The 26587-nt window shown below is 64.2% G+C and carries 23 protein-coding genes and 1 pseudogene; 11 read left to right on the forward strand and 13 right to left on the reverse strand.

All coding sequences use genetic code 11. The annotated features are described in order from the left end of the window. Nucleotides 1–1705, reverse strand: a pseudogene (locus FJ959_RS30995) (autotransporter outer membrane beta-barrel domain-containing protein); the annotation flags it as partial. A 440-nt stretch (nucleotides 1706–2145) separates the two neighbouring features. Here FJ959_RS30995 and xylB point away from each other — a divergent pair. Continuing rightward, nucleotides 2146–3600, forward strand: a complete 1455-nt coding sequence (gene xylB, locus FJ959_RS31000; protein WP_140517792.1) for a xylulokinase — start codon at nucleotides 2146–2148, stop codon at nucleotides 3598–3600. A gap of 197 nt (nucleotides 3601–3797) precedes the next feature. Here the strand turns inward: xylB and FJ959_RS31010 are convergent, their stop codons facing one another. Next, nucleotides 3798–4160 (reverse strand): nuclear transport factor 2 family protein, encoded by a 363-nt coding sequence (locus tag FJ959_RS31010; RefSeq protein ID WP_140633850.1) that lies wholly within the window; start codon nucleotides 4158–4160, stop codon nucleotides 3798–3800. A gap of 110 nt (nucleotides 4161–4270) precedes the next feature. Here FJ959_RS31010 and xylA point away from each other — a divergent pair, with 110 nt between their 5' ends. Both xylA and FJ959_RS31020 read left to right on the forward strand, forming a co-directional pair. Further along, nucleotides 4271–5596: a xylose isomerase gene (gene xylA, locus FJ959_RS31015; protein WP_140491093.1), complete on the forward strand. Its 1326-nt coding sequence runs from the start codon at nucleotides 4271–4273 to the stop codon at nucleotides 5594–5596. A gap of 308 nt (nucleotides 5597–5904) precedes the next feature. Then, nucleotides 5905–6114, forward strand: a complete 210-nt coding sequence (locus tag FJ959_RS31020) for a hypothetical protein (protein WP_140517775.1) — start codon at nucleotides 5905–5907, stop codon at nucleotides 6112–6114. Between the two features lie 32 nt (nucleotides 6115–6146). Here FJ959_RS31020 and FJ959_RS31025 read toward each other — a convergent pair whose 3' ends face one another. Further along, the gene (locus FJ959_RS31025) at nucleotides 6147–7127 is read right to left on the reverse strand and encodes a GlxA family transcriptional regulator (RefSeq protein WP_140554542.1); all 981 of its coding nucleotides are present in this window, start codon (nucleotides 7125–7127) and stop codon (nucleotides 6147–6149) included. Nucleotides 7128–7206: 79 nt separating this feature from the next. On the opposite strand from FJ959_RS31025, the gene FJ959_RS31030 reads away from it, so the two are divergent. From FJ959_RS31030 to FJ959_RS31065, 7 genes are all read left to right on the forward strand, one after another. Next, on the forward strand, nucleotides 7207–8124 hold the full coding sequence (locus FJ959_RS31030) for a 3-keto-5-aminohexanoate cleavage protein (protein ID WP_140491102.1): 918 nt from the start codon (nucleotides 7207–7209) through the stop codon (nucleotides 8122–8124). 15 nt (nucleotides 8125–8139) lie between these two features. Next, entirely contained in the window at nucleotides 8140–8763 is a 624-nt protein-coding gene (locus FJ959_RS31035) for an HD domain-containing protein (RefSeq protein ID WP_140491104.1), read from the forward strand. 2 nt (nucleotides 8764–8765) lie between these two features. Next, nucleotides 8766–9860, forward strand: coding sequence for a carnitine 3-dehydrogenase (locus FJ959_RS31040; RefSeq protein WP_140491107.1), 1095 nt, complete (start codon nucleotides 8766–8768; stop codon nucleotides 9858–9860). Nucleotides 9861–9864: 4 nt separating this feature from the next. Continuing rightward, nucleotides 9865–11028 carry an acyl-CoA dehydrogenase gene (locus FJ959_RS31045; RefSeq protein ID WP_140491110.1) on the forward strand — a complete coding sequence of 388 codons (1164 nt, stop codon included), beginning with the start codon at nucleotides 9865–9867 and terminating at the stop codon, nucleotides 11026–11028. A 3-nt stretch (nucleotides 11029–11031) separates the two neighbouring features. Next, nucleotides 11032–13110: an acetate--CoA ligase family protein gene (locus FJ959_RS31050; protein WP_140563493.1), complete on the forward strand. Its 2079-nt coding sequence runs from the start codon at nucleotides 11032–11034 to the stop codon at nucleotides 13108–13110. Continuing rightward, nucleotides 13103–13885 carry a carnitinyl-CoA dehydratase gene (locus FJ959_RS31055; RefSeq protein ID WP_140563495.1) on the forward strand — a complete coding sequence of 261 codons (783 nt, stop codon included), beginning with the start codon at nucleotides 13103–13105 and terminating at the stop codon, nucleotides 13883–13885. The genes FJ959_RS31050 and FJ959_RS31055 overlap by 8 nt, the downstream gene beginning before the upstream one ends. Nucleotides 13886–14101: 216 nt before the next feature. After that, the gene (locus FJ959_RS31065) at nucleotides 14102–15040 is read left to right on the forward strand and encodes an alpha/beta hydrolase (RefSeq protein ID WP_140633853.1); all 939 of its coding nucleotides are present in this window, start codon (nucleotides 14102–14104) and stop codon (nucleotides 15038–15040) included. 64 nt (nucleotides 15041–15104) lie between these two features. On the opposite strand, the gene FJ959_RS31070 is transcribed toward FJ959_RS31065, so the two are convergent. The 5 genes from FJ959_RS31070 to FJ959_RS31090 form a co-directional block, all read right to left on the reverse strand. Further along, entirely contained in the window at nucleotides 15105–16763 is a 1659-nt protein-coding gene (locus FJ959_RS31070) for an FAD-binding dehydrogenase (protein ID WP_140633855.1), read from the reverse strand. A 59-nt stretch (nucleotides 16764–16822) separates the two neighbouring features. Then, on the reverse strand, nucleotides 16823–17809 hold the full coding sequence (locus tag FJ959_RS31075) for a Gfo/Idh/MocA family oxidoreductase (protein WP_140491121.1): 987 nt from the start codon (nucleotides 17807–17809) through the stop codon (nucleotides 16823–16825). 101 nt (nucleotides 17810–17910) lie between these two features. After that, a complete protein-coding gene (locus FJ959_RS31080; RefSeq protein WP_140491123.1) occupies nucleotides 17911–18486 on the reverse strand; it encodes a YceI family protein in 576 nt (191 codons plus the stop codon). 68 nt (nucleotides 18487–18554) lie between these two features. Continuing rightward, complete coding sequence (locus tag FJ959_RS31085) at nucleotides 18555–19127, reverse strand: cytochrome b (RefSeq protein ID WP_140633858.1); 573 nt, start codon at nucleotides 19125–19127, stop codon at nucleotides 18555–18557. Between the two features lie 57 nt (nucleotides 19128–19184). Next, entirely contained in the window at nucleotides 19185–20075 is an 891-nt protein-coding gene (locus tag FJ959_RS31090; RefSeq protein WP_140491127.1) for a LysR family transcriptional regulator, read from the reverse strand. Between the two features lie 96 nt (nucleotides 20076–20171). On the opposite strand from FJ959_RS31090, the gene FJ959_RS31095 reads away from it, so the two are divergent. Continuing rightward, a complete protein-coding gene (locus FJ959_RS31095) occupies nucleotides 20172–21167 on the forward strand; it encodes an aldo/keto reductase (RefSeq protein WP_140633861.1) in 996 nt (331 codons plus the stop codon). 136 nt (nucleotides 21168–21303) lie between these two features. On the opposite strand, the gene FJ959_RS31100 is transcribed toward FJ959_RS31095, so the two are convergent. From FJ959_RS31100 to rpmI, 5 genes are all read right to left on the reverse strand, one after another. Beyond that, a complete protein-coding gene (locus FJ959_RS31100) occupies nucleotides 21304–21906 on the reverse strand; it encodes a nucleotidyltransferase family protein (protein WP_140633864.1) in 603 nt (200 codons plus the stop codon). Nucleotides 21907–21954: 48 nt separating this feature from the next. Beyond that, nucleotides 21955–24363 (reverse strand): phenylalanine--tRNA ligase subunit beta, encoded by a 2409-nt coding sequence (pheT, locus tag FJ959_RS31105; protein WP_140633867.1) that lies wholly within the window; start codon nucleotides 24361–24363, stop codon nucleotides 21955–21957. 43 nt (nucleotides 24364–24406) lie between these two features. Beyond that, a complete protein-coding gene (gene pheS / locus FJ959_RS31110) occupies nucleotides 24407–25504 on the reverse strand; it encodes a phenylalanine--tRNA ligase subunit alpha (RefSeq protein ID WP_140633870.1) in 1098 nt (365 codons plus the stop codon). 142 nt (nucleotides 25505–25646) lie between these two features. Then, nucleotides 25647–26048 carry a 50S ribosomal protein L20 gene (gene rplT, locus FJ959_RS31115; RefSeq protein WP_006201247.1) on the reverse strand — a complete coding sequence of 134 codons (402 nt, stop codon included), beginning with the start codon at nucleotides 26046–26048 and terminating at the stop codon, nucleotides 25647–25649. A gap of 91 nt (nucleotides 26049–26139) precedes the next feature. After that, nucleotides 26140–26343 carry a 50S ribosomal protein L35 gene (gene rpmI, locus FJ959_RS31120; protein WP_006201248.1) on the reverse strand — a complete coding sequence of 68 codons (204 nt, stop codon included), beginning with the start codon at nucleotides 26341–26343 and terminating at the stop codon, nucleotides 26140–26142. Nucleotides 26344–26587 lie beyond the last annotated feature (244 nt).

Below are 26587 nucleotides of genomic sequence, written 5' to 3' on the forward strand. Positions count from 1 at the left end.
TTGCATGTTGATGCGGTCCGAACCAACGCCGAAGGTGACATTGCCGCTCACCTGGCCGGTGCCGCCGGCGGGAAAGGCCGGCCTGCACCGGCGGCGTCGGATCGACCGGCGGATTGTTGACGTCGCCTTCGGACGGCACGGGCACGTGCGGCAGCTGGGAAGGCGGCGGCGGCGGCTCGGTTGCCGGAGGTTCGGGCTCGGGCGCCGCCGTCGGTCCGATCCCCGGCGGCGCTGCGGCCGGCGATGTCGGCGTTATCATCGACGAGCGCAGATACCAGTTCTCCGCGCTGCCTGCGGTGACGCCACCCTTGAACAGATAATATTCGAAGGCGCCCGCCGCGACCGGCGCGTCGAGCGCGAAGGCGCTGGCGCTGGAGGTGGCGCCATTGACCGCCTGGACGACCATGATGCCGTCCTGCGTCGTCTCGGCACCCGTGCCGCCGACATTGACCACCCCGATGCCGGTCGAGCCGGAAGCCGTGCCGCCCGACAGCACCAGCCTGTCCGAGGCCGAGGAATCATCGCCGAGTTCTGTCTGGATGAGCAGCAGGCCGCCAAGCCCGGTGTAATTGCCCGAAATCGTCAGCCGATCCGTCGCGCCTGTACTGCCATTGGTCAGGTCGATGCGGCCGGCATTGACGACGTCCGCAAGCTGGCCCGCCGTAAAGGCCTGTATCGACGCGTTGAAGCCGCCGCCATAGAGCGTGCTTGCGGCATCGACGCTGAGCGAGCCTGTGCCGGTGCCGCTGTCTCCCAGCACCAGATTGCCGTCCAGCGTTAGTTCGGTGTCATTGGTGGCGTCGATGTTCTCCCAGTTCTGCACCCGGCTGATGCCTTTGAGCTTGACGTTGTCGAAACTCAACGTGTCGGTGCCGAGGCCGCCATTCAGCGCGTCGGCGCCGCCCAGATTGGAATTGGTCAGGTTGCTCAGCTTTGCCGTGTCGTTGTCGGCGCCGAGGTCGACGGCGCCATAGATGATGCCGCCGCCATCCCAGACGAAATTGTCGGCTCCGAAGCTCATCAGCACGTCGCCGCCGACCGTGCCGCCGGTAATCGTCACGCTGTCATTGCCGCCGCTGACGCTGATGTTGCCGCCGATCGTGCCGCCCGAAAGGATGATCGTGTCCTTGTCGAAGCCGGTGACGAGGTTGCGGTCGATGGCGCCGCCGGACATGTTGAAATAGTTCTGGTCGAGCTTCATGTTGACGCGGCCGATGCGGCCGCCCGTCATCACCGCATGGTCGCCGTCGTCGAAGAAATCGACAATGCGTCCGTCCGTCATGGTGAAGGTGTCGAGGCCATCACCCTGGTTAAGTGAACCGATCTGGCCGCCGCTTATGTTGAAGTCGTCTATGCCCGAGCCTTGCTGCACATTGCCGATGACGGTGCCAGCGCCGATGGTGAAGAAATCGGCGCCACCGCCCTGGTCGACCGTGCCGGTGATGGTACCGGATTGCATGTTGATGCGGTCCGAACCAACGCCGAAGGTGACATTGCCGCTCACCTGGCCGGTGCCGCCGGCGGGAAAGGTGAGCGTGTTGTCGCCGTTCAGATCGTTGAGGCTGCCGCCCGAATCGCCGCTGTCGCAGATGAAGGTGTCGTTTCCGGCGGTCGGAACGAGCAGGCATGCGGCGAAGGCGGCGGAATTGGGCAGCAACGCCAGCGACGTCGCGGCAAAAACGCCAAGCATTCGAGGAAGAAACATCACCGGCATATGCCGTTTCAGAACAACTAATTTAGCGATGTCTTCCGAATCGCCATTCGGAAGCCTGTTTTCAAAGCGCCGCACCGCGTCCCTCCAAGATTCGCGATTGCAAGCCCCCACCCTACGCCGCAATGAAGACACAATTCGTTCCGTTTTACAAAGCCTAATCTGCCCGTCATGGTTGATGAACTGGAAAACGGGCCGGACAGAGCTGTGCTTTGATTGAGCCAGAATTGGTGCTTGGCGTGCGTCTCGCCAACCCTCCAAAGCGTGTTGGTGGCGGCGCGTACGCTGGCGCGGCCACACAGCCCGCCGTCGGCGTTGTTTTCGTGATGCGCGGCCGATTGTCAGAGAATTGACCCGCGGCGGATCTTGGCTTAAAAACTGCCTCGGCCAGATTTTTTCGAGATCCGAAAAAAATAATGGCAAGGGAGGAAAACATGTATCTCGGCCTCGACCTTGGCACGTCCGGCGTCAAGGCGCTGCTGATCGATGCCGAACAGACCGTCATCGGTTCCGGCCATGGCGCGCTCGACGTTTCGCGGCCGCATCCCGGCTGGTCCGAACAGGATCCAGCCCACTGGCTACGCGCCTGCGAAGACGCGATTGCCGAACTGAAGGCCTCCCATCCCTGGCAGTTCGCGGCGGTGAAAGGCATTGGCCTATCCGGTCAGATGCATGGCGCCACCTTGCTCGATGCCTCTGACAAGGTGCTGCGCCCCTGCATTCTGTGGAACGATACGCGCAGCCATGCCGAGGCAGCCGCGCTCGACGCCGATCCGCGGTTTCGCGAGCTGACCGGCAACATCGTCTTTCCCGGTTTCACCGCGCCGAAGCTCGCCTGGGTGAAGAACAACGAACCCGCCATTTTCGCCAAAGTGGCCAAGGTGCTGCTGCCCAAGGATTTCCTGCGGCTGTGGCTGACCGGCGAACATATTTCGGAAATGTCGGACTCGGCTGGCACTTCCTGGCTCGACGTTGGGAAGCGGCGCTGGTCCGCCGACCTGCTCGCGGCCACGTCGCTCGACGAAAAGCACATGCCATCCCTGGTCGAGGGTACGCAGAAGGCCGGTGGGCTGCGCGGCGAGCTGGCGTCGAAATGGGGCGTCGAAGCCGGCATCCCGATTGCCGGCGGCGCCGGCGACAATGCGGCTTCCGCCTGCGGCATGGGCACGGTCCGTGCCGGCCATGCGTTCGTGTCTCTGGGCACGTCAGGCGTGCTGTTTGCCGCCAATGCCTCCTATCTGCCCAACCCGGCAAGCGCGGTCCACACTTTCTGCCATGCGCTGCCTGACACCTGGCATCAGATGGGCGTCATCCTGTCGGCCACCGATTCGCTCAATTGGCTGTCCGAGATTACCGGCAAGGGCGCAGGCGAGTTGACATCGGAACTGGGCGATACACTGAAGGCGCCGACCGGCGTGTCCTTCCTGCCCTATCTCTCGGGCGAGCGCACGCCGCACAATGATTCCGTCATTCGCGGCTCCTTTACCGGACTGGCGCATGAATCGAGCCGCGCCGTCCTGACCCAGGCCGTGCTGGAAGGCGTGGCCTTCGCCTTTCGCGACAGCCTCGAGGCGTTGAAGACTGCGGGCACGAGCTTGATGCGTGTGACGGCGATCGGCGGCGGCTCGCGCTCGCGCTACTGGCTGAAGGCCATCGCCACCGCGCTTCAGCTGCCTGTCGACATTCCCGCCGACGGCGATTTCGGCGCCGCCTTCGGCGCCGCCCGGCTCGGCCTGATCGCAGCGACGGACACTGATCCGCTCGATGTCTGCACGGCGCCGAGGACCGATGCAACGATCGAACCGGATGCCGGCTTGGATGGTGCATTTGCCGATGCCTACCAGCGCTACCGCGGGCTTTATCCGGCGATCAGGGCGGCAACGGCGTGAGCAGGCGCCACGCGCCCCCCTCTGCCCTGCCGGGCATCTCCCCCTCTAGGGGGAAGATCGGCAGCTTTGGCGGCTACGCTAGCCTTGCAAGGCCGGAGGTTGGCGAAGGTATAAAAATCAGCCAATCTCCCCCCTTGAGGGGGAGATGGCCGGCAGGCCAGAGGGGTGCGCCTGGCGCCTACCTTAGCCGTGAAGCCTCACTGCGCCGGCACCTTGTCGAGGAAGCCGGTGATGCTCTTCAGGCGGCCGTTCTCGATGACGCCGATATCGGTGCCTTCGATGATGGACGGTGTGCCCTCCGGGCCGAGGTTCCAGGAAAAGCGGATTTTGTCGGCAAACCCGTCCGGTGTGCCTTTCAGCGAGAAGCGGAAGCCGGCAAAGCGCCGCTGCACGCCGTCGATCAGCGCCGCGACGCCTTCATGGCCGTCGCCCTGCATGATGGGATCGCGATAGCTGACGTCTTCGGTGAAAGTCGCCTTGAGCAGCGCCTGACGGCGCGCGGCGTCGCTCTCGTTCCAGGCGGTGATGTAGCTTTCGGCGATCTTGTTGAGATCGGTCATGATCTGTCTCCTTCGTTGGCTTTGACATGACCCTTTTCACCCAACGGACGAACGGAACCAATTACGCCTGAGGTAATCAGGCGGAGCCATTTCGGAGAGGAAGGAAATCCATGAGCAGCGGCTTTTTCGGCGACATCCAGAAGATCAAATATGAGGGGCCGGACTCGGCCAATCCGCTGGCTTACCGGTTCTACAACCCGGACGAGCTGGTGGCCGGCAAGCGGCTGGAAGACCATCTGCGCTTCGCCGTCGCCTACTGGCATTCCTTCGCCTGGCCGGGCGGCGATCCGTTCGGCGGCCAGACCTTCGATCGGCCGTGGTTCCCCAAGGCCGGCGGCATCGACACGATGGAACTGGCAAAACTGAAAGCAGACGTCGCCTTCGAGATGTTCTCGCTGCTCGGCGCGCCCTATTTCTGCTTCCACGATGCCGACGTGCGGCCCGAAGGCAAGGATTTTTCGGAAAGTTCCGCGCGCCTCGACGAGATCGCGGACTATTTCGCCACCAAGATGAAGCAGACTGGCGTCAAGCTCTTGTGGGGCACGGCGAACCTGTTCTCGCACCGCCGTTTCATGTCGGGTGCCGCGACAAACCCCGATCCGGATGTGTTTGCCTATGCGGCGGCGACGGTGAAGAGCTGCATCGACGTCACCAAGCGGCTGAAGGGCGAGAATTATGTGCTTTGGGGCGGACGCGAGGGCTATGAGACGCTGCTCAACACCGACCTTGCCCGCGAGCAGGAGCAGGCCGGCCGTTTCCTCAACCTCGTCGTCGACTACAAGCACAAAATCGGCTTCAAAGGCACGATCCTGATCGAGCCGAAGCCGCAGGAACCCACAAAACACCAGTACGACTACGATGTCGCGACCGTCTATGGCTTCCTCAAGCGCTTCGGCCTGGAGAAGGAGGTCAAGCTCAACATCGAGCAGGGCCACGCCATCCTCGCCGGCCATTCCTTCGAGCACGAGCTGGCGTTGGCCAATGCGCTCGGCATCTTCGGCTCGATCGACATGAACCGCAACGACTACCAGTCGGGCTGGGACACCGACCAGTTCCCCAACAATGTGCCGGAGATGGCCCTGGCCTATTACCAGGTCCTGCAGGCGGGCGGCTTCAAGACCGGCGGCACCAATTTCGACGCCAAGCTGCGCCGCCAGTCGCTCGATCCGCAGGACCTGCTGATCGGCCATATCGGCGGCATGGATGCCTGCGCGCGCGGCCTGAAGGCAGCCGCCAAGATGGTCGAAGACAAGGCGCTGTCGGCTCCGCTCGCCGAGCGCTACGCAGGCTGGAACAGCGGCGAGGCCAAGGCGATGCTTGCCGGCAAGCGCACGCTGGAGGACATCGCCGAGCGCGTGGTGAAGAAGAAGATCGAACCGCAGCCGCGCTCCGGCCGTCAGGAACTGCTGGAAAACATCGTCAACCGCTACGTGTAAGGGATGAAAGGCGGGCGGCGGCTCGTTCAGCCGCCGCTCCGCTTACCCACGCCGCTTCGCGGGGAGAAGTTCCCGGCGTCGCGCTTATTTGCCTGCCGCCCTGTTCGCCATTGAACGGAAAAGGTGCCGGCGGGCGGACGAGGGTGGCGCCGAGACCGGGTGAAAGGGCTTTGCGCCCGTGCGGAATCGACGACAAGGTTTTGCCCACTGACGCCCCTCAATCGCCTCTCTCTTGCCTTCAAACTGCCGTCACGAATCTCCTATAAGAAGGTGCTCGTGGCGGGAGAGGAAGAAGGAGGCGAACCGATATGCAGAACGAACGTGAAATCGACGCCCTGCTCTCAAATGGCGAGGCCGGGTCGATTATCGACCGGCTGATGGCAATGCCGCATCCGAAGGATGGTGCGCGCCGCTCCAACGAATGGGACCGCGCCGTTGCCAGCCGTTTCGAGACCCATCTGGCAAGACAGATGCGCTCGCAGATCGATAGTGGCGGCGACCGGCAGAAAGCTGCCTGATCAACCGCTTCCCACTTTGGACGACATGTACATCAACCCCGGCGTAGCCTGACCGGGGCTTCACCGAAAGTTCTTGAAAACGCCCTCGAAAATGCCGCGGCGGATGAAAATCCGGTCCGCCCGGCAATGTCGGCCATGGCCACTCTGGTGTCGATCACCAGCCGCCGCGCAGCGCCCAGGCGCAGCCTGAGATAGTAGGCGCCGGGCGTCTCGCCGATCGACTTGCGGAAGATGCTCTCCAGTGTCCGTGCCGTAACCCCGGCGCGCTTTGCCACGGCGGCGACCGTCAACGGCTGGTCCACATGCGCTTCCATCAGCCGGATGGCTTGCGCCAGGCGCGGATCATAGCCGTCTAGCCGGCCAAGCGAGACCAGGGGCTGAGCGTCGGTGGCCGCACGGGCCTGATCGTAGATGAAGACGCTGGCCACATCGAGCGCCACGGCCATGCCGAGGCGGGTGCGAACGAGGTGCAGCATCAGGTCGAAGGTGGGCGAGGCGCCACCGGAGGTGAAGACCGGCCCGTCGATGACGTAACGGTCCGGGCGGACGTCGACGCCCGGAAAGGCCGACGAGAAATCCTCCATGTCTTCCCAGTGGGTGGTGGCGCTGCGGCCTTCGAGCAAGCCGGCCCGCGCGACCAGCCATGTACCGGCCTCGACGCCGCCGCAGGCGCGCGCCGAACGGGCGGCGCGGCGCAGGCCCGAGAGCAGAGCCGACGTCGCATAATTCTGCGTGCCGAAACCGGCGACGACGACAAGAACGTCGGTCGGTTCGGCCGCGTCGAAGCGGCCGCTGACCGCCACTGGCAGGCCGCAAGTGGTGACCGGCGCCTCGCCGGTTACGGAAACCAGCTTGAAATCGAACAATGTCTCGCCGGAGATGCGGTTGGCGGCGCGCAGCGGGTCGACCGCCGAGGCCACGCACATGATGGACGAGCCGGAAAACACCAGCATCGTCACCTTGAGCGGCAGACGCTCGGCGCGAAAGATCGTCAGTTTTTCGCCTTTAGTCATGGAAGCTTCGTAAAACGCAAAGCAGTTTTCGGCAAGTCGGGCGATGCTTGGCGCCTGTTTCGACTGGGAGGAGAGTTCCATGCCGCTTGCGATGAACCGTGAGGTTTTCATTACCTGTGCCGTGACCGGGTCCGGCGGCACGCAGGACCGCAGCCCGCATGTGCCGCGCTCGCCCAAAGAGATCGCTGATTCGGCCATCGACGCGGCCAAGGCGGGGGCGGCGATCGTGCATTGCCATGTGCGCGACCCCGAAACCGGCAAGCCCAGGCGCGACGTTCATCTCTACCGCGAGGTGACCGAGCGCATCCGCGAGGCAGACGTCGACGTGGTGCTGAACCTTACCGCCGGCATGGGTGGCGACATGGTGTTCGGCTCGCCCGAAGCGCCGCTGCCGCTCAATGAGAAGGGCACCGACATGGGCGGCGCCACCAACCGCATGGAGCATGTACGCCAGTGCCTGCCGGAGATCTGCACGTTGGACTGCGGCACAATGAACTTCGCAGAGGCCGACTATGTCATGACCAACACACCCGGCATGCTGCGCGCCATGGGCGGCATGATGACCGCGCTCGGCGTCAAGCCGGAGATCGAGGCCTTCGACACAGGCCATCTGTGGTTCGCCAAGCAACTGGTCGAGGAACAGGTTCTGAAGCCGGATGCGCTTGTGCAGCTTTGCATGGGCGTGCCATGGGGGGCGCCTGACGACCTCAACACCTTCATGGCCATGGTCAACAACGTGCCGTCGACCTGGAGCTGGTCGGCCTTTTCGATCGGCCGCAACCAGATGGCCTATGCCGCCGCCGCAGTGCTGGCCGGCGGCAATGTCCGCGTCGGTCTCGAAGACAATCTCTGGCTCGACAAGGGCGTGCTTGCCACCAACGCGCAGCTGGTCGAACGTGCCGCCAGCATCGTCACCAATCTCGGCGCCAGGATTCTGGGGCCGGAGGAAGTGCGCAGGAAGCTCAACCTCACCAAGCGGCCGCCGATCGCGGCATAGAGAGGGGAGCTTCAGATGGCCACCGTCAAATTCACCGCAATGAAGGATGGCGACAAGGACGACTACGAATTCCTGACCGCCCATGAAATCGACTATGCCGCCAAAACCGGTGATCGGTTGCTGGAAGCCCTGGTTCAACTCGACGAGGGCCTGTCGGGCTACAAGATCACCCGGCTCGGCCATTCGCTGCAGGCGGCAACACGCGCCTGGCGCGACGGCGCCGACACCGACTGGATCGCCTGCGCGTTGCTGCACGACATCGGCGACATCTACGCACCCTACAACCACGACGAATACGCCGCGTCGATCCTGAAGCCTTTCGTGCGCGAACAATGCACCTGGGTGGTGGAGAAGCACGGCGATTTCCAGCGCCTCTACTATGCCCATCATCTCGGCGGCAACCGCCATGCGCGTGACCGCTTCGCCGGTCATGCCTATTTCGACGATTGCGACCAGTTCTGCGAGCGCTGGGACCAGTCGAGCTTCGACCCCGACTACGAGACGCTGCCGATCGAGTTCTTCAGGCCATTCGTGCTCGAAGTCTTTGTCCGCAGGGCCTACGACCCCGCCATTATCCGCGCCGGCGAGCGCGTGCCGCTCACCGATCCCGAAACAGCCAAGACAAGAACCGGAGCCTGACCATGAGCATCATCAACAAGGCGGCCGCCATCGGCGGCGGTGTCATCGGCGCAGGCTGGGTGGCGCGCCTGCTCTTGAATGGCATCGACGTGTCGATCTTCGATCCTGATCCCGAGGCCTCGCGCAAGGTCTCAGAAGTGATGAAGGGCGCGCGCCGCGCCTACAAGCAGATGGTTCCGGGCGGCCTGCCGAAAGAAGGCAGGCTGACCTTCGCCAAGACCATCGCCGAGGCGGTGGCCGATGCCGATTTCATCCAGGAGAGCGTGCCGGAACGGCTCGACCTCAAGCATAAGGTGCTGTCCGAGATCGATATCCACGCGCCGGCCAACGCCATCGTCGGCTCGTCCACATCAGGCATCAAGCCGACCGACATGCAGGTGGCGATGAAAAAACACCCGGAGCGGCTTGTCGTCGGTCACCCGTTCAACCCGGTCTATCTCCTGCCGCTGGTGGAAATCGTCGGCGGTGACCAGACATTCCCCGAGGCGGTCGAGGTCGCCAAGGAGATCTATGCCTCGATCGGCATGAAGCCTGTCGTCATCCGCAAGGAGATCGAGGCCTTCGTCGGCGACCGCCTGCTGGAAGCCGCCTGGCGCGAGGCGCTGTGGCTGATCAAGGACGGCATCTGCACCGTCGAGGAACTGGACGACATCATGCGCTATGGCTTTGGCCTGCGCTGGGCGCAGATGGGTATGTTCCAGGTCTATCGCGTCGCCGGCGGCGAAGCCGGCATGCGCCACTTCATGGCGCAGTTCGGCCCCTGCCTGAAATGGCCGTGGACCAAGCTGATGGACGTACCGGAGTTCAACGACGAGCTGGTCGACCTGATCGCCACGCAGTCGGACGACCAGGCGCATGGCCTGTCGATCCGCGAACTGGAAAAGATCCGCGACGACAATCTGGTCGCCATCATGGATGCGCTCTCGAAGCAGAACAAGGGCAAGGGCTGGGGAGCCGGCGCCCTGCACAGGGACTATACGAAGCAGTTGGCCAAGCTGGCGGCGAAAAAGCCGGCCGCCTCCAAGGCGGCCGAGAAGGCGAAGGCATCGAAGCCGGTGAAGAAAGCCGAAAAACCGAAGAAAAAGAAGAAAGGCTGAGACCATGGATTTCGGTCTGTCGGAGGAACAGAAGCTCATTGTCGAGACGACGCGCGCCTTCGTCGAGAATGAGCTTTACCCGCATGAGCGCGAGGTCGAGCGCACCGGCGTGCTGCGCCGCGAACTGATCGAGGAGCTGAAGGCCAAGGCGATCGAAGCCGGTCTCTATGCCGCCAACATGCCGGCCGATGTCGGCGGCGCGGGGCTCGATACGGTGACCTGGCTGCTTTACGAGAAGGAACTCGGCCGCGCCAACTACGCGCTGCACTGGACCTGCGTCGCGCGCCCCTCCAACATCCTTTTGGCCGGCACGCCGGAGCAGCGCGAAAAATATCTGTTCCCGTGCATCCGCGGCGAGAAATGGGATTGCCTGGCGATGACCGAGCCGGGCGCCGGCTCCGATCTGCGCGGCATGAAGGCGACCGCCGTGCAGGACGGCGACGACTGGGTATTGAACGGCACCAAGCACTTCATCAGCCACGCCGATCTCGCCGACTTCGCCATCGTCTTCATGGCCTCGGGCGAAGAGGATTCGCCGCGCGGCAAACGCAAGAAGATCACCGCCTTCTTCGTCGACAAGGGCACCAAGGGTTTCACGGTGCGCGACGGTTACCGCAACGTCTCGCATCGCGGCTACACCAACGCCATCCTCGAATTCGACGATTGCCGCCTTCCGGCAAGCCAGGTGTTGGGTGAAGTCCACAAGGGTTTCGACGTCGCCAATTCCTGGCTCGGCGCCACCCGCCTGCAGGTCGGCGCCACCTGCCTCGGCCGCGCGGAACGCGCGCTCGGCCACGCGGTCGAGTACGCCGCGCAGCGTCAGCAATTCGGCCAGCAGATCGGCAAGTTCCAGGGCGTGTCGTTCAAGCTCGCCGACATGGCAACCGAACTCAAGGCCGCGGACCTGATGGTGTTCGAAGCCGGCTGGAAGTACGATCAGGGCACCGTCACCGACCAGGACATGGCCATGGCCAAGCTGAAGGCCACAGAAATGCTGGCTTACGTCGCCGACGAAGCGATCCAGATCCATGGTGGCATGGGGCTGATGGACGACCTGCCGCTGGAGCGCATCTGGCGCGACGCCCGGGTCGAGCGCATCTGGGAAGGCACGTCGGAAATCCAGCGCCACATCATTTCGCGGGCGCTGCTGCGCCCGTTCGGGGCCTGATCCATGCACAAACTTGAACGCCTTCTGCGCCCTAAATCGATCGCCGTGTTCGGCGGCGCGCAGGCCGCCGCGGTCGTGGCACAGTCGATCAAGATGGGCTTTGCCGGCGAGATCTGGCCGGTGCACCCGAGCAAGGAAGAGGTCGCCGGCCGCAAGGCCTATCGTTCGATCGCCGATCTGCCCGGCGCGCCGGACGCCGCCTTTGTCGGCGTCAACCGACACCTGACCATCGACGTGATCAAGGCCCTGGCCGAACGCGGCGCCGGCGGGGCCGTCTGCTTTGCCGCCGGTTTCCTCGAAACCGAAGCCTATGACGCGGATGGCGAGCGCCTGCAGGCCGAACTCGTCGCCGCCGCCGGCGAGATGCCGATCATCGGGCCGAACTGTTACGGCCTGATCAACTATGCCGACGGCGCGCTTTTGTGGCCCGACCAGCATGGCGGCATAAGATTGGCCGACGGCGGCAAAGGGGTGGCCATCATTACCCAGTCGTCCAACATCGCCATCAACATGACGATGCAGAAGCGCGGCCTGCCGATCGCCTTCCTGATGACCGCCGGCAACCAGGCGCAGACCGGCCTCTCCGAAATGGCGCTCGGCCTGATCGAGGACGAGCGCGTCAGCTCGCTCGGCCTGCACATCGAGGCTTTCGATTCGGTAGCCGGCTTCGAGCGGCTGGCGGCACGGGCGAGGGAATTGAAAAAGCCGATCATCGCCATGAAGGTCGGCCGCTCCGAACAGGCCAGGCAAGCGACCGTCTCGCACACCGCGTCGCTCGCCGGCTCGGACGCAGCGTCCGGGGCCTTCCTGAAACGGCTCGGCATCGCGCGCGTCGATTCCATCCCCGCCTTCATCGAGGCGCTGAAGCTGCTGCATGTCACCGGTCCGCTGCCCGGCTACAGCCTGTCATCGATGAGCTGTTCGGGCGGCGAGGCTTCGGTCATGGCCGACAGCGCCGAAGGCCGCTGGGTCAACTTCCCGGTGCTGACGGAAGAACACCGTGCCCACGTCAAGTCGACGCTCGGGCCGCTGGTCGCGGTCGCCAATCCATTGGACTACCACACCTTCATCTGGAACAACGAGCCGGCGATGACCGCCACCTTCACCGCCATGGTGTCGGGCGGCTTCGACCTCAACATGCTGGTGCTCGACTTCCCGCGCCCGGACCGCTGCTCGGTGACCGACTGGTGGGCGACGCTGCGCGCCTTCGAATCGGCGCTCAAGACCAACAAGGCGCATGGCGCGATCGTCTCGTCGCTGCCCGAGAACCTGCCCGAGGAATACACCGCCGAGCTGATGGCGCGGGGCATGGTGCCGCTGTTCGGCATTTCCGAAGCGATGGATGCCGCCCAGGCGGCCGCCTTCATCGGCTGGGCCTGGCGCGAGCCGCAGGCGCAGCCGGTCGACACCTCCGCTTCCGGCGCTGCCGGCGGCGAGCATGTCACGCCTGACGAGGCGCAAGCCAAGGCGCGGCTGATCAAGGCCGGGCTGCCGGTGCCCAAGGGCGAGCGCGCCGACAGTGCCGTCGAGGCGGTGATCTCGTCCATGGCGCTCGGCTTCCCCGTGGCGCTGAAGGCGCTAGGCGTCACCCACAAATCCGAGGTCGGCGCCGTCAGGCTCAACCTCAGGGACGCCGAATCCGTCAGCACCGCCGCGCACCACCTTTTGCCGCTCGGCACCGGCCTTTATGTCGAGCGCATGGTGCGCGACGGCGTCGCCGAGCTGATCGTCGGCTTCACCCGCGATCCGATGTTCGGCGCTGTCATGACGCTGGGCACCGGCGGCGTGCTGGTCGAATTGCTGCGCGACAGCGTCACCTTGATGCTGCCGGCGACCCGCGACGACATCGAGGCAGCACTTCGCGGTCTCAAACTGTTCCCGCTGCTCGAAGGCTATCGCGGTCGGCCGAAGGCCGACGTCCAAGCTGCCATCGACGCCATCGCGGGCATTGCTGCCTTCGTGCAGACGAATGCCGGCGAGATCGAGGAACTCGACATCAATCCGCTGATCGTCTGCAGCGAGGGCAAGGGCGCCTGGATCGCCGATGCGCTTTTGGTGCTGGGAGAGAACAAGAATGCCTGACGTCATTTCGACCCGCCGTGAAGGCTCGATCCTCGAGGTCACGCTCGATCGGCCCAAGGCCAACGCCATCGACCTGAAGACCTCTCGGCTGATGGGCGAGACCTTCAAGGCGTTTCGCGACGACCCCGGCTTGCGCGTCGCCATCGTCAAGACCGCCGGCGACAAGTTCTTCTGCGCCGGCTGGGACCTGAAGGCCGCCGCCGGCGGCGACGCCGTCGACGGCGACTATGGCGTCGGCGGCTTTGCCGGGCTGCAGGAACTGCGCGACTTGAACAAGCCTGTCATCGCCTGCGTAAACGGCATGGCAGTGGGGGGCGGCTTCGAGCTGGCGCTGTCCTGCGATCTCATCTACGCCTCCGATCACTCCTCCTTCGCATTGCCCGAGATCCGCGCCGGCACGCTTGCCGACGCCGCGACCATCAAGCTGCCGAAGCGCATTCCCTATCATGTCGCCATGGACCTTTTGCTCACTGGCCGCTGGATGGACGTTGCCGAGGCGCATCGCTGGGGCCTGGTCAACGAGGTGCTGCCGAAGGAGAAGCTGGAGGACCGCGTCTGGGAGATCGCCCGCCTGCTCGCCAGCGGCCCGCCGCTTGTCTTCGCCGCGATCAAGGAAACCGCGCGGGTGGCCGAAGCGCTGACTTTCCAGGACGCGATGAACAGGGTGACGCGCCGGCAGTTGCCGACGGTCGATGCGCTGTACGGTTCCGAGGACAATATGGAAGGGTTCCGGGCTTTTGCGGAGAAGCGGGAACCGGTGTGGAAGGGGAAGTAAAGCAATGCCAGAGATGACGGCGCGAGGCACCCCCCTCTGGCCTGCCGGCCATCTCCCCCGCAAGGGGGGAGATTGGATGTCATTTCCGCTTTCGCCAATCGTCAACGCTGCAATAAGGGCGATGTCGATTGAACTGCCAATCTCCCCCCTTGCGGGGGAGATGTCCGGCAGGACAGAGGGGGGTGCCTGGGCTCGCCGTTCACAGTCGGCGCGGCCATGACCGACTACAGCAAACTCATTGATGCCGAGACCCGGGCCTTCATCGAGCGGACCAATTCCTATTACCCGCCGGATACGATCGACTACACGATTGCCGAGCAGCGCGAGATCTACGCCCGCATGTGCCGGGAGTTCTTTGCCGGCTATCCCGAGGGGGTGACAGCGGAAACCACCGCTATTGCCGCACAGGCGTGCAATATCCCGATCCGCATCTATCGCAGCGCCCCGCAGGCAGTGGCAACGGTGCTCTATTACCACGGCGGCGGGTTCATCCTTGGCGGGCTCGACAGCCATGACGACGTTTGCGCCGAGCTTTGCGGCCGCACCGGCTATGACGTCGTCTCGGTCGACTACCGGCTGGCGCCGGAGCATCTGCATCCGGCCGCGTTTGACGATGCGATGAACGCCTTCGAGTGGGCGGCAGCCACCCGCGATCATCCCGTCCTGCTCTGCGGCGACAGCGCCGGTGGCAATCTCTGCGCCGCAGTCAGCCATGCGACGCGCGGCCATGCGAATAAACCGATCGGGCAGGTGCTGATCTATCCCGGGCTCGGCGGCGACCGTTCGCGTGGCTCCTATCTGAAGCATGCCGAAGCGCCTATGCTGACCACGCGCGACCTCGAATTCTACAAGCACATCCGTACCGGCGGCGTGGACCAGACCGGCGACATCACGCTTCAGCCGCTGGCCGACGCCGATTTCGCCAACCTGCCGCCGACCGTGCTGATCACCGCCGAGTGCGATCCGCTGTCGTCGGACGGCGAGGCCTATCGCGACCGCATCGTGGCGGGCGGCGGGCGAGCCACTTGGTTCGAGGAAAAAGGGCTTGTGCACGGCTATCTCAGGGCGAGGCACACGGTCGGCCGCGCCCGCGCCAGCTTTACCCGCATCGTCGAGGCGGTGTCGGCGCTCGGCAAAAGCGAGTGGATCTGGTGAGGGCCTCCTCGCATGACAATCGACAGAAGATGATCAACCCAGCGACTGCCAAGCCGTTCGGCGCTCAGCCTACCGAACGAGCCGCCGCCCGGCCGGCGCTGCGGCCGGAGAAGATACAGCCGCCCAGGAACGTGCCTTCGAGCGCCGCATAGCCATGCACGCCGCCGCCGCCGAAACCGGCGGCTTCGCCGACCGCATAGAGGCCCTGAACCGGCTCGCCATCGCTCCCCAGCACGCGGCTTTCGAGATCGGTCTGCAGGCCACCCAGCGTCTTGCGGGTCAGGATGTTGAGGCGAACCGCGATCAGCGGGCCGTTCGCGGGATCGAGCATCTTGTGCGGCCTGGCCGTGCGGATCAGCCGGTCGCCGAGATAGGCCCGCGCTCCGCGCAGCGCGGTGACCTGCATGTCCTTGGAGAAGGGATTGTCGAGTTGCCGGTCGCGGGCGCGGATCTCGCGCTCGACATGGGCGACGTCGAGCAGCGGTTCGCCGCCGGCCAGCTTGTTCATGCGCGCCACCAGATCGGGCAGTTCGGCCTCGATGATGAAATCCTCGCCCTTCTCCATGAACGCCTTGACCGGGCCCGGAATGCCCGACGTGGCGCGGCCGAGCACCTGGCGCCAGCTCTTGCCGGTCAGGTCCGGGTTCTGCTCGGAGCCCGAGAGCGCGAACTCCTTCTGGATGATTTGTTTGGTCAGGATGAACCAGGAATAATCGAACCCGGTGCTCGTGATGTGGCTGAGCGTGCCGAGCGTGTCGAAACCGGGGTAAAGCGGCACCGGCAGGCGCTTGCCCCTGGCGTCGAGCCACAGCGACGACGGACCGGGCAGGATGCGGATGGCATGATCGGTCCAGATCGGCGCCCAGTTCCTGATGCCCTCGACATAGTGCCACATGCGGTCGCGATTGATGACGCTGCCGCCGGCCTGTTCCGTGATCGCCAGCATGCGGCCGTCGACATGGTCGGGCACGCCGGTGATCATGCACTTCGGCGCCGCGCCCAGACGCTTCGGCCAGTTTTCCCGGACCAGCTGGTGGTTGCCGCCGATGCCGCCGGAGGCGACGATCACGGCCTGCGCATGAACCTCGAAATCACCTGATATCTCACGCGAACTCTTGTGGCCGCGCTCGACGGTGCTTGGTTGCAGTATGTCGCCGCGCACCCCGTCGATCCTCGTGCCGGTGCGGATCAATTCGTTGACGCGGTGGCGGAACTTGAAGCGGATCAGTCCCTTCTTCTCGGCTTCGCGGACGCGCAGCACGAAGGGCTCGAGCACGCCGGGACCGGTGCCCCAGGTGATGTGAAAGCGGGGCACGGAATTGCCATGGCCAATGGCATTGCCGCCGCCGCGCTCGGCCCAGCCGACCACGGGAAAGAATTTCATCCCGCGCTCCAGCAGCCAGGAGCGCTTCTCGCCGGCGGCGAAGCCGACGTAGGCCTCGGCCCATTTGCGCGGCCAGTGATCCTCCGGCCGGTCGAAAGCGGCGGTGCCCAGCCAGTCCTCGAGCGCCAGCTCGTGCGAATCGCGGATGCGCATGCGCCGCTGCTCGGGCGAATCGACGAGGAACAGACCGCCGAACGACCAGAAGGCCTGGCCGCCCAGCGACTGCTCCGGTTCCTGGTCGACGATGACGATCTTCTTGCCTGCCTCGGCCAGTTCGGCGGCGGCGACCAGCCCGGCAAGGCCGGCGCCGACGATGATGACATCCGCGTCGTCAGCCAATTTCCCCTCCCGTTAGCTGGCTACCGTATGAATCTCGAACCGGAATATATCAATGATGGTCAGACCGCCTCCCAGCCGTCCTTGCCGCCGGCGCGGAAGATGGCATCGATGACCTTCTGGTTGAGCACGGATTCCTCCAGCGTGAAGACGCGCTCCTTGCCGCCCTGGGCCGCCCGCGCGAAGGTCTCGACCTCGAGCCGGTACTGCTGCGTGCCGGGAAAGCGGAACACCTGCGCCTCCGTGTGGTTCTGATTGTGCAGCTCGACGCGGTGGTGATCGTAGAGCCCGGCATTGAACGGCGAAAACACCTCGATGAACCCGTTCTCGCCATGGAACACCATCACCTGGCGCGCGGCCATCTGGGTCGAGAGATAGAAGGACAGTTCGAAGTCGCCGAAATCGGCGCGGATCGAGGAATAGATGTCGGTGCCGAATTTTTTGTCGCGCTCGATCGTCGCCTGCACGCGCAGCGGCTCCTTGCCGGTGGAAAAGCGCGTCGACACGGTCGGGTAGACGCCGATGTCGGGCAGCGCGCCGCCGCCAAGGTCGAGCTGGTTGCGCATGTTGTTGGGATCGACATTGTAATAGGAGAACGCGCCCTGCACATGGCGCAGCCGGCCGATGACGCCGCTGGCGATCAGGTCGCGCACCTTGATCCATTGCGGATGGTAGACGACCATGAAGGCTTCGCAGACCAACACCTTGCTGGCATCGCGCAGCTTGATCAGCGGCGGAATGTCCTTGGCGTCGAGCGCCAACGGCTTTTCGACCAGCACATGTTTTCCCGCCTGAATGGCCTTGGCCGTCCATTCGACATGCTGCGATGTCGGCAGCGGGATATAGACGCCGTCGACCTCGTTCGAGGCGAGCAACTCCTCATAGGAACCGAAAGCATGCGGCGCGCCGAAGCGATCGGCCAACCCGCGGGCCTTCGACTGATCGCGGCTGGCGATTGCGGACAGCACGCCATTTTCCGCCTCCACGATCGCAGGTAAAAGCTGCTCGCGACCGATCTTGGCCGTCGATAACACACCCCATCGGAACATCAGGCTTCTCCTCTCGATTACAGGCGAGGAGGTTTGCCTGAAATCGGGGCAAAAGCCAATGCGGGGCCAAGTTCCTCGCCCCACGAGCGGGGAGCGATGGCTCAACCCCTCTTCCCCGTCAGCCTCATGTCGAAACCGACGACGTTGGAATAGATCGGCGTGCCGACATCCATTCCGTAGCGCGACCGCAGCACCTTGCCGGTGACGTGGAACCCGATCGTGCCGGACTTCAGGCCATCGAGCTCGGCGGTGAACTTTTCCGCAAACGTCTTGCCGCGCGCCGTCAGCCGGCCGGTGACAAGCGCCGTCGTATCGCCGGTGCGGGTCACGCTGGTCGAGCGGAACTGGATTTCGGGGCTGTTGGCCGCATCGAACACGGCGTCTGAACGCAGGAAAGCGTCGATGCGGCCCTGGCCGGTGCCGACGCTTTCGGGAAAAATGGTAAGGTTGACCTTCGAGCGGCTGACGTCGTCATTGTCGATGCGGATCGTGCCCTTGAAGTGAGCAAACGCACCATCGAAACCGCCGCCGCCGGCCTTGCCGATGGTGAAGCGGATCGAGGAGTCAGCCTGGCTGATCGTGTAACTGCCGGCGGCATCGTCGAGGACAACTGCTGCCCAGACAGGCACGGCAAGGCAAGCGGCAAGGGCCGCCGATCCGAGGAGTCGCGCATACATGAGATTATTTCCTTCTTCGGAGGCAACGCTCTTCGCGTCCTCGCTTACAAACGAGGCCGAAGCCCGTTCTATTCCCCGCCTGAGGAAGGCGTGACGATGCGTGTGAGCACATTGTCCCTCAGTCGGAAATGATGGCGCAGTGCCGCCGTGATATGCAGCGCCACAAGTGCTGCGCCGGCATAAGCGAGGTACCAGTGCGCAGCCGCCCAGAAACTTTCGGCGGCATCGGATTCCGCGAGCGGCAGGTTTGGCATCACGAACAGGTTGAACGGCATGCTTGGAATTTCCAGCGTCGAGACCGAAACCAGCGCCCAGCCGGACAGAGGCAAAGCGATCTGGAAGGCATAGAGCGCCAGGTGAGCGAGCGGCGCCGCCCGGCGCTCCAGGGATCCGACCGAGGATGGCAAGGCCGGCGCGGCATTGCCGAGCCGCCAGGCGATGCGCAGGATGATCAGGCCGAGCAGCAGGAAGCCCAGCGATTTGTGCAGCTGGATGAGCTCGAAAGCCGTGCGCTGGCTGCTGACGCGGACCATCACGAAACCGAGTGCGAACTGGCCGATGAAGGCAAGGCCGATCAGCCAGTGAAGCAGGATTGCCGCCCAGCCGTAGCGGGTCGGGGTATTTATGATCGAAGCTCGCATGGAAGGCGAACGAATGCCGCGTCGGCTTTCTTCCACCTCCCACAAGGGAGAGGCAGCCTATCCGCTCACCCTGAAGAAATCGATGAAGGCCCTGAGCGCAGGCCGCATCTGGCGGCGGCTCGGATAGTAGACGAAGAAACCCTCGAAGGACGGACACCAATCCTCCAGCACGCGAACCAGCCGGCCATCGCGGAGCGGCTCGCGGACATAATCCTCGAAGACGAAGGCAAGCCCGGCCCCGTCGACCGCCGCCTGGGCGATCAGATGGTCTTCGTCGAGAATCAGTGGTCCTTGCGCAGCGATCTCGATCTCCTCGCCATCCCTGGCGAATTCCCAGCGGTAGAGAATGCCGCTGGAGAAGCGGAAGCGGATGCAGCGATGATCGGACAGGTCACGCGGATGGCGCGGCCTGGGCATGGTGTCGAAATAGGAGGGCGCGCCGGCCACGGCGCCGCGTATATCAGGCCCGATGCGCACCGCGATCATGTCGCGTTGCAGGCTTTCGCCAAGCCGCACGCCTGCATCGAAACCGCCTTCCACCACGTCGGTGAAGCGGTCCTCGATGACGATCTCCAGCACGATATCGGGGTAAGCCGCGGCAAAGGCGCCGAGCCGCGGGGTCAGCACCAGATGGGCTGCCGTGCGCGGCACGCTCAGCCGCAGATTGCCGGCGGGCCGGTCGCGCGCCTCGACCGCCGTCTCCAGCGCCAGGTCGATCTCCGACAGCGCCGGCCGCAATCGTTCCAGCAACCGCGCGCCCTCTTCGGTCGGGGCAACGCTGCGGGTGCTGCGTGCCAACAGCCGCACGCCAAGCCGCGCCTCAAGGCTGGACACGGCATGGCTGACCGCCGACGGCGCGATCGCCAGTTCCCTGGCCGCGCCGCGAAAGCTGCCGCATTGGGCAACAGTTGCCAGCACCGCAAGCTGTGAAAGATGTGCTCGGTTCATTGATCTATTCACTAGAACGCCCCGTGCACAGATGAGACGATTATCGAACATAAGGCAAGGCGCTATCTCCTGAGTATCGCAACAAGGAGACGCGTGATGAAAACCCGCAAACTCGGTACTGAATTGGAAGTTTTTCCGGTCGGCCTCGGCTGCATGGGCATGAGCTTTGGCTATGGGGGCCAGCCGGAAGCCGAGGCGATCGCCACATTGCGCCGCGCCGTCGAGATCGGCGTCAATTTCTTCGACACGGCGGAGGTCTACGGGCCCTACGAGAACGAGATCCTGCTCGGCAAGGCGCTGAAGCCGGTGCGCGATCAGGTGACGATCGCAACCAAATTCGGCTTCAAAATCCTGGAGGAAGGCACCGGCACCGACCGCATGGCGGGCGTCGACAGCCGCCCCGAACACGTCAAGGCCGTCGCAGAGGCGTCACTGAAGCGGCTGGGCACCGACGTGATCGATCTCTATTACCAGCACCGCGTCGACCCGAACGTGCCGATCGAGGACACGGTCGGCGCCATGGCCGAGCTGGTGCGCGAGGGCAAGGTGCGCGCGCTCGGCCTTTCGGAAGCGAGTGCCGCCACCATCCGCCGGGCGCATGCCGTGCATCCGATCGCGGCCGTCCAGAGCGAATATTCGCTGTGGAGCCGTGACCCGGAAGACGATGTGTTCGCCGTCTGCCGCGAACTCGGCATCGGTTTCGTTCCCTATAGCCCGCTCGGCCGTGGCCTCTTGACCGGCACGATCGCCAAGCCCGAAACGCTTGATGACGACGACTGGCGCCGCACCTTGCCGCGCTTTCAGGCCGACGCCATGGAAGCCAATGCCAAAGTCGTGGCCACGCTGGAAAAACTGGCGACCGAAAAGGGAGTGACCTCGGCACAGCTGGCGCTCGCCTGGGTACTGCACCAGGACGATTTCATTGTCCCCATCCCGGGCGCCCGAAAGATCCGCCATCTCGAGCAGAACACGGCGGCGGCTGATATCGAGCTGAGTGCCGCAGAGGTACAGACCATCGGCGATGCACTGTCGCCTGATAAGGTCATGGGCAAGCGCTACACAGAGGAGCTGCTGGCGCTGGTGAATGGGTGAGCTTTCACCCTCCCCCCTGTGCGGAGGTCGGCTCGCTGTCGCAGCGAAGCGAAGACAGGGGTGGGGTGGCGATGCGCGATACAGAAGATCACGGATGTCCGCGCGAGGCACCCCCCTCTGTCCTGCCGGACATTTCCTACCATGGCACGACCGTAATCTCCGGCCAGTAATCCCGCGCCCGCTGGCCCTTCGCCTCATGCGTCCGCTGATTGTCCATCGCCCGGTTCGGCGTGACGCGGAATGAGAAGACGTCGTCGAGACCGAACGGCGCCAGCAGTTCCAGTTGACAATCCGCGTCGTATCGCACCCCGACCGCATGTGTCTTCGACGCAAAAAACCGGACCGACTCGCTCGAACTCGTGTAGCGCGGACAGGGCCGCCCGAACTTCTGCGGGTACCACAAATGCACCCGCGCGTGGTTGCGCACCTCGACCGGCAGGGGCAGCCCCTGGAAATGCTTCGCCGCCCGGCGGATGACGGCGTCCTCGGCCTCGTAGGACAGGTCGCTATCGTCGAAATAGAACAGGTCGACATCCTTGATGCCATAACCCGACGGCTTCCCCGTCAGATGGTTCCAGACCGAGTTATAGAGCACGCCGGAGACCACCAGCCAGTCCGGAAGATCGAGCGTGCGGGCACATACCAGCGCCTGGCGCACGAGCGCATCCGACAGCAGGATGTCGAGAAACGCAGCGCGTTGTGCTTCGAACGGGAGCCCGGAATAGTGCAAATGGTCCATCGCCCTTTGGAGGGCGATTCGCCGTGCTCCCGCAATCCCGGAAAGAGGCTATGCCCTGAGCACGCCTCCAGTCTGCTTGCCGACATTCTCGACGATGCGCCTGGCCAACGCCTCGAAATCCTCGTCGGTCAGCGTCTTCTCGACCGGCTGGATCGACACTTCGATGGCGATGGACTTCTTGCCCTCGCCGAGCGCCGCACCTTCGAAAACATCAAAGACCGAGACGCCGGTGACCAGCTTCTTGTCCGCGGCGAGCGCCGCGCGTACCAGCGTGCCGGCCTCGACCGCCTTGTCGACGACGAAGGCGAAGTCGCGCTTCACCGCCTGGAAGGCGGAGAGATCCAGCCTGGGCTTGGTTTTCGTCGGCTTTGCCTTGGGCTCGGGCACGGCATCGACATACACTTCGAAGCCGCAGAGCGGGCCGGAGACGTCGAGCCCTTCCAGCGTTTTTGGATGAAATTCACCGAACGTGCCGAGCACCGTCTTCGGTCCGAGCTTGATCGTTCCGGAACGACCAGGATGGTACCAGGACGGGCCGCCGGCCTCGATCTGCAGCCGCTCGACCGGCGCGCCGCAGGCTTCGAGTGCGGCGATGGCATCAGCCTTGGCGTCGAACACGCCGACCGGACCGGAATTGCCAGCCCAGTTGCGGCCGGAACCGTCGAGCTTGGCGGTGCCGCGCCGCACGCCGGCGGCGACGCGCCGTTGCTGGTCGGCGCCGTCGCCCTCATAGGTGCCGGAGACCTCGAACAACGCCACGTCGCCAATGCCCTTATCGGCATTGCGCTGGGCGGCTGCGATCAGGCCGGGCAGCAGCGAGGGCCGCATGTCGGACATGTCGGCGGCGATCGGGTTGGCGAGCTTGAGCGAAGCCTGCCCGCCGCCGAACAGTTCGGCGTGCCTGGCGGGGATGAACGACCAGGTGACTGCCTCCATCATGCCGCGCACGGCCAGCGCCCGCTTGGCCGCGCGGGTGCGGATCTGCAGCGTCGTCAGGATCTTGCCGTTGACCGCGTCATGCGCGCCGAGCGGCTGCGAAGCGATGTTGTCGACGCCGTGGATGCGCATCACCTCCTCGACCAGGTCGGCCTTGCCGTCGACATCGGGACGCCAGGACGGCACGGCGATTTCGACGACATCGCCCGAACCCTCAGGCTTGAAGCCGAGGCGCGTGAGAATATCGAGGCTTTCCGCCGTCGGCACTTCTATGCCGGTCAGCCGCTTCACTTCCGACAGCGGGAAGGAGACGATCTTGGGCTGATGGCCGGCATAGCCGGCCACCTCGATTTCCGTCGGCGTGCCGCCGCAGAAATCAAGCACCAGCCGGGTCGCAAGCTCAACGCCCGGCACCATGAATTCGGGGTCGACCCCGCGCTCGAAACGATAGCGGGCATCGGTGATGATGCCGAGCGCGCGCCCGGTGCGGGCCGTGGTGATCGGGTCCCAGAGTGCGGATTCGATCAGCACGTCGGTCGTGTTCTCGTCGCAGCCGGAACGCTCGCCGCCCATGATGCCGGCCATCGATTCCACGCCATTGTCATCGGCGATGACGCACATCTCCGGCGTCAACGTGTATTCGCGGCCGTCGAGCGCCAGTACCTTTTCGCCATCCCTGGCGCGACGCACGACAAGATTGCCGGCGACCTTGCCGGCATCGAAGACATGCAGCGGCCTGCCACGATCGAAGGTGACGTAGTTGGTGATATCGACAAGCGCGCTGATGGGCCTCAGCCCAATGGCGATCAGCCGCTGCTGGAGCCATTTCGGGGACGGGCCGTTCTTGACGCCGCTGACCAGATTGAGCGCGAAGCCGGGGCAGAGTTCCGGCGCTTCGATCGTCACCTTGACGGGGCACATTCCATTGCCGACATGCGGCATGATCGCGCCGCCGACGAGGCGGCCGAGACCGCTCGCCGCGAGATCCCGGGCGATGCCGTAAACGCTGGTGGCATCAGGCCGGTTTGGCGTCAGATTGATCTCGATGACCGGATCGTCGAGATGCGCGTAAGCGGCGAAGCTGGTGCCGACCGGCGCATCTTCGGGCAGGTCGATGATGCCGTTGTGCTCGTCGGAAAGTTCCAGCTCGCGCTCGGAACACATCATGCCGTGGCTTTCGACGCCCCTGATCTTGCCAACCGTCAGCGTCACATCGATGCCGGGCACATAAGTGCCGGGCGCGGCGAAGGCGCCGATCATGCCCGCCCGCGCATTGGGTGCGCCACAGACGACCTGCACGGGCGGCTTGCCGTCGCCGGTGTCGACGGTCAGCACCCGCAGCCGGTCGGCGTCGGGATGCTGCACCGCCGTCAGCACCCTGGCGATGACGAAGGGCTTCAGGCTCGCCTTGTCCTCGACATGCTCGACCTCGAGGCCGATCGAGGTCAGCCGCTCGACGATCTCGCCGAGCGAGGCGTCGGTCTCGAGATGGTCCTTGAGCCAGGAGAGGGTGAATTTCATGATGCTGTTCCGTAATGTATCGCAGCAGGAATCGTCTTGACCGTCACGCGCTCAGGCCCCCGAACAAAGTCGGCATGTCGAGCGGCCGGAAGCCGTAATGCGACAGCCAGCGCACATCGGCATCGAAGAAGGCGCGCAGATCCGGCATGCCGTATTTCAGCATGGCGATGCGGTCGATGCCCATGCCCCAGGCAAAGCCCTGATATTCATCGGGATCGAGCCCGCCAGCGCGCAGAACGTTGGGGTGCACCATGCCGCAGCCAAGGATCTCCATCCAGTCGGGGCCTTCGCCGAAGCGCACCTCGCCTGGCCGCGAGCGGTCGCACTGGATATCGACCTCGAGGCTTGGCTCGGTGAACGGGAAGAAGGACGGCCGGAAGCGCATCTTGACCGACGGCACCTCGAAGAAGGCCTTGCAGAACTCTTCCAGCACCCACTTCATGTTGGCGACATTGGCCGATTTGTCGATCACCAGCCCTTCGACCTGATGGAACATCGGCGAGTGGGTGGCGTCGGAATCCTGCCGGTAGGTCTTGCCCGGAATGACGATGCGGATCGGCGGCTTCTGCTTCTCCATGGTGCGGATCTGCACCGGCGAGGTGTGGGTGCGCAGAAGCTTGCGCTCGCCCTTCTCGTCCGGCTGGAAGAAGAAGGTGTCATGCATCTCGCGCGCCGGATGGCCTTCCGGGAAATTCAGCGCGGTGAAATTGTAATAGTCGGTCTCGATGTCGGGCCCTTCGGCGATGGTGAAGCCGAGATCGCCGAAGATCGCCGCGATCTCGTCGATGACCTGGCTGATCGGATGAATGCGGCCGCGCTCGGCCGGCGACTGCCGCACCGGCAGCGTCACGTCGACCTTCTCCGCGGCGAGGCGGGCAGTGATGGCAACATCCCTGAGTTCCGCCTTGCGCGCGGTGAGCGCATCGGTGACGCGGTTCTTGAGGCCGTTGATGGCGGGGCCTTTGACCTGGCGCTCCTCAGCGCTCATCGAGCCGAGCGTCTTCAGCATTTCCGAGATCGACCCCTTCTTGCCAAGGGCTGCCACGCGCACAGCTTCTATCGCGGCCTCGTCAGCAGCCGACGCTATGTCGGCGAGCAGCGAAGCTTCCAGGCTTTCAAGATTTCCAGCGGTGGCGTTCACGGCGAAACTCTCTCGATCGGGCAACCCACCATCACCGGGCGTGTCACCAATTTGGTTACATCAGGCATAAGAAAAACCCGCGCCAGCCGTGCCAGCGCGGGTTCCCCAAATCAGAATTTCGAATGCTTGGGAAGCGCTGGTCTTAGGCGACAGCGCTTTCAAAAGCATTCGGGGTGGTGTTCTTGAGGTACTCAAGAGCAACCTTGGCCTTGGCCACGAGCGCGGCGAAAGCCTGCGGCTCGTGGATGGCCATATCCGACAGGATCTTGCGATCGATCTCGATGCCAGCCTTGTTGAGGCCGTCGATGAAACGGCCATAGGTCAGGCCGTGCTCGTGCGTCGCGGCGTTGATGCGCTGGATCCACAGCGCGCGGAACGAGCGCTTGCGGTTCTTGCGGTCGCGATAGGCGTATTGCAGCGACTTTTCCACCGCCTGCTTGGCGATGCGGATGGTGTTCTTGCGGCGGCCGTAGAAGCCTTTCGCGGCTTTCAGGACCTTCTTGTGCTTGGCGTGCGAGGTGACGCCTCTTTTTACGCGTGCCATGTCATGATCTCCTTAAAAGCAATTCCAGGAAAAGTGCCTTGCGGTTTTCCGTTCGGAATTGCGTAAAACAAATTCGTGTTCGGCCGAATGCTCAGAGGCCGTTCGGCAGAAAATTCTTGATGACCTTCTTGCCGTCCGGTTCAGCCAGAACCATCGTGCCGCGGGCATTTCGAATGAACTTGTTGGAACGCTTGATCATGCCGTGACGCTTGCCGGCCGCAGCCGACAGGACTTTACCCGTACCGGTGATCTTGAACCGCTTTTTGGCGGCCGATTTGGTCTTCATCTTGGGCATTTTGCTACTCCGTATTGTGGCGCACCATCGCGCTTCTTGTTCGCTTCGGGCCGACCAAAGCCCGAAAAGCAAATGAAACCGCCACGGCATGCCCTGCCGGGCGGTTTTCTTGGAACGGCGGTCCTATACGTCAAAGCAGGCGACTGTGCAACACCCACCGCGCCGCGCTGTCGTAAGCAGATGAGTTGTCCGGATTAGGTAGCACGTGAGTTGTCCGGTTTTATCGCCAGCGGATGGAGGCTGG

The sequence above is a fragment of the Mesorhizobium sp. B2-2-4 genome (assembly GCF_006442375.1).
Lineage (GTDB): Bacteria > Pseudomonadota > Alphaproteobacteria > Rhizobiales > Rhizobiaceae > Mesorhizobium.